Annotated in this window: 3 protein-coding genes and 3 pseudogenes; all 6 read right to left on the bottom strand. The window is 63.0% G+C overall.

Annotated elements, in window-relative coordinates; translation table 11 throughout:
* Positions 1-760, bottom strand: a pseudogene (locus tag E3T41_RS05930) (IS256 family transposase); the annotation flags it as partial.
* Between the two features lie 310 nt (positions 761-1,070).
* A pseudogene (locus tag E3T41_RS05935) lies at positions 1,071-1,280 on the bottom strand (IS3 family transposase); the annotation flags it as partial.
* Between the two features lie 50 nt (positions 1,281-1,330).
* On the bottom strand, positions 1,331-1,645 hold the full coding sequence (locus E3T41_RS05940) for a hypothetical protein (RefSeq protein ID WP_134477743.1): 315 nt from the start codon (positions 1,643-1,645) through the stop codon (positions 1,331-1,333).
* A complete protein-coding gene (locus E3T41_RS18390; RefSeq protein ID WP_370257164.1) occupies positions 1,642-2,295 on the bottom strand; it encodes a tyrosine-type recombinase/integrase in 654 nt (217 codons plus the stop codon). The genes E3T41_RS05940 and E3T41_RS18390 overlap by 4 nt, the downstream gene beginning before the upstream one ends.
* A 132-nt stretch (positions 2,296-2,427) precedes the next feature.
* A complete protein-coding gene (gene cas5, locus E3T41_RS18925) occupies positions 2,428-2,484 on the bottom strand; it encodes a CRISPR-associated protein Cas5 (RefSeq protein ID WP_370257166.1) in 57 nt (18 codons plus the stop codon).
* A gap of 5 nt (positions 2,485-2,489) precedes the next feature.
* Positions 2,490-2,690 (bottom strand): annotated as a pseudogene (locus tag E3T41_RS18930) (IS21 family transposase); the annotation flags it as partial.
* Positions 2,691-2,795: the final 105 nt, after the last annotated feature.

Here is a 2,795-nt window from a genome sequence, read left to right on the forward strand (position 1 = left end):
GCTCGTTTCATCGCATCCCAATCCTTCTTCGAGGACAGCTTGAACGTGTTCCGAATGAGGTGAATGATGCACGTCTGCACCGTGTCAACGGCCACACGTTCCCGACAACGTCGGGCAGCCCCTTCAAACCGTCACAGACCAGGAAGAACGTGTCGGTCACACCACGGTTCTTGATGTCCGTCAGCACAGACATCCAGAACTTAGCGCCCTCACCGCCAGTGCCGGCCCACAACCCGAGAATGTCTTTATCGCCGTCCAGGGTCACGCCGATGGCCGCGTAGATGGGCCGGTTGGCGACCTGCCCGTCCCGAATCTTCACGACGATCGCGTCGATGAAGATCGCCGCGTAGACGCCGTTCAAGGGGCGGGACTGCCACGTTTGCATCTCCTCGATCACCTTGTCCGTGATGCGAGAGATCGTCTCTTTGGAGACTTGGGCGCCGTAGATCTGGTTGAAGTGCGCGCTGATCTCCCCGGTCGTGAGGTCGCGGGCATACAACGACAGCACAATCTCATCGACCCCGGTCAAACGGCGTTGTCGTTTCGGCACGATCACCGGAGTGAACGTGGCGTCCCGGTCACGAGGCACCTGGATGGTCACCGGCCCCGTCGAGGGGCTGATCACCGTTTTGGGCCGGGTCCCGTTGCGCACGTTGGATTCGTCACGCTCGTCCGGGGCACGGTTCTTCTCATGACCGAGATGCTCAGTCATTTCCTCGTTCAGAGCCGTCTCCAGGAACGTTTTCGTGAACTGGCCCAGCNACCAGACCCACGTCCAGCGCGTCAGGCCGGAAACACCGTTTAAGAGACAGTCCCCAAGAACCTAAGTAGTTACCGTCGAGGCCCAGTCGGGAGAGCGGATCCAGTAGCCTGAATGAGGCCGGCTGTGGGTTTCGCAACCTGAGCCTCGTGAACAGTGCGGTTGTGTTCGACGGCAGCAGCGACCATCGAAGCGTTGGATGAATATTCGCTCTCCTGGGGCCGGTGTTATTGACCTTCGGGGCCACTGCTCCTAGCGATGAGAAGAGCGGGACTGCCCCGGGTTTGGTTGACTCGTTGGGTTTGGGGTTTTAGGTGGCGTTGAGGGTCATGTTTATTGTCTCAAACTCGATCGGGGTGAGTTTGCCGAGGCCGCGTTGTCGTCGCCGGCGGTGGTAGGTCCGTTCAATCCACACCACCATCGCCAGGCGGAGCTCGTCCCGGGTAGCCCAGCGTTGCCGGTCGAGGACGTTCTTCTGCAGCAACGCGAAGAACGACTCCATCGCGGCGTTGTCGCCGCATTAACCGGCTAATCGGGGTCGATTATCTGGCGAAGCAATTCTCGTGGCGGTTAGGAATTGCTCTCGGTCTTGCGTTCTTGTTCGAGGTGGCGGAGGCGTTCCTCGTGGTGGCGGACGCGGTCGGCGACGGCCTCGATGCCGATGCGGAGGTGCGCGAGGTCGGCGTTGAGCCCGGTCAGCGTGAGGTTGTCGCTCGTTTGTGCACGGTGCTCGCGGATCAACGCGATGAGTTCGGGGTGGCGATAGAGGGTGGCGCGCGCGATTCCGGTGTGCACGGCGACGGCAGTGATACTGACCGGGATGCCAGCCTGCTGGAGCTCGGCCAAGGCCTGTTCCACCTGCTGGTGCCGGCTGGTGGGCGTCATGCGGTGTGCGCCTGATTGATGAGGGCGTCGAGGCGGTCGATGAGTTTGCGGTGGCGTTCGGCTTCGCTGGTCCAGCCGCGAGCTTCGGCGTCGCGGGCAAGAATCTGAGCGTCGGCGCGCTGGGCGGTGAGGACGGGCGTGTAGGTGTCGTCGGTGCGGTAACTGGGGCAGTGCTCGCAGATATTGGCGTAGGGGCAGGCTTCTTGCGCGGGCGCTCGGAGGCAGTAGCCGCCGGCCATGCGCGCTTTGATCGTGGGTGTTTCCCGCCAGTTCCCGTGGCTGATGTCGACGAGGGGCAGCGTCGTCCGCCCGGCGGTCGTCGGGCTGGTATTCATCGGCCCGATGTGGGCTTTGGCCAAGTCGAGGGCGCGCTCATATTCGGTGCGGATGGTGCTGTCGAAGAGCTGCCCGTAGCGCAGACTCATCTGCGCGGAGACGTGACCGAGCAGCGCCATGAGCGCTTGCAGGGACACGCCGGCGTTGACCAGCGCGGTGGCGTAGGTGTGACGGAGCTGGTGTGGGGTCAGCTTGCCCAGACCTGCGGCTTCTCCCGCCCGGGCGAGTTCGGCTCGGACGGCGCTCTGGCTGAGTCGGTGGCCGTGATGGGTGAAGAGGAAATCGGCGGGTCGACCCGTCCGCGGGTTAGGCAGTGGCCGACGGAGTAGTCGTTACTGAACGCGCGAACGTAGTAATCGCGTGGCAGTCGGACGCTGTTGCGAAACATGACCTCCGGTGCCATCGGCGGGAGCCCGCGCATCGCGGCCCGGTCCCTGCTGATGAGGTCATTGGGTCGACCTCGGCGGGACCGGGAGAGACGATTGTTCGCCACGGGTAACCACGCGGCGAGCTGCTCGTTGAAATCATCGGGAGAGGTGAAGGCGCGGCCTGACATGAAGCGGCTGCGGAAGAACCGATTCATTCGTTCGACCATGCCCTTGGACTCGGGGTCGCGGGCTTTGAGCAGTTTGATCTGAGTGCCGAGGGTGCCAGCGAAAGCGGCAGCGGGCTCGGTGAGTTTCCCACGGCCGATGCCCGTGAGCCTGATGCTCCTATAGTTGTCAAGCTGCGATTTGGTGGGGTTGGTGTTCGTTGAGCCAGGCCCGGTAGCGGTGCAGGAATCGGGTGTCGCGAATGGTGCCGCGTTCGATGA

The sequence above is a fragment of the Cryobacterium sp. Hh38 genome (assembly GCF_004403235.1).
GTDB classification, from domain to species: Bacteria; Actinomycetota; Actinomycetes; order Actinomycetales; family Microbacteriaceae; genus Cryobacterium; species Cryobacterium levicorallinum.

Bases quoted from the DNA above. Each gene is read 5' to 3' on its own strand.
- E3T41_RS05940 (WP_134477743.1), bottom strand. From the start codon at position 1,645: ATGACGCCCACCAGCCGGCACCAGCAGGTGGAACAGGCCTTGGCCGAG.